At 69.1% G+C, this 363-nt stretch carries 1 protein-coding gene; it reads left to right on the top strand.

Annotation, left to right across the window (positions count from 1 at the left end; genetic code table 11):
• Positions 1-363, top strand: a 363-nt coding sequence (locus EN850_RS34325; protein ID WP_246689323.1) for a LysR substrate-binding domain-containing protein, incomplete at both ends; no start/stop codon positions are given.

Raw genomic sequence — 363 nt, 5'->3', positions numbered from 1 at the left:
CGATCTGGGTGTTCCCGCGCCGTGTCATCGCCTCGCCGGGCTACCTGCAGCGCCGCGGGGTTCCGCGCACGCCGGCGGAACTGATGCAGCACACGCTGCTGCACTATCGCTTCCCCACCACCGGCAAGCTGGAGCCGTGGCCGATCCACTGGCCCGACGATCAAGCGCCACAGGAACTTCCGGTGCACATGGTGGCCAACACCATCGAAGCACGGGTGGCGCTGGCGCTACGCGATACCGGCCTGGCCTTCGTGCCGGTGCACTCGGTGCGCGAGGCGCTGGCCGACGGCCGCCTGGTCACCGTGCTGGAAGATCATGTGCACTCCTGCGGCACCTTCCACTTGTTGTGGCCCTCGGGCCGCC

Source organism: Mesorhizobium sp. M8A.F.Ca.ET.207.01.1.1, from assembly GCF_004794715.1.
Classification (GTDB): Bacteria; Pseudomonadota; Alphaproteobacteria; order Rhizobiales; family Rhizobiaceae; genus Mesorhizobium.
Note: the sequence above shows the minus strand (reverse complement) of the source record. Positions and strands in the feature narration are given on the sequence as shown.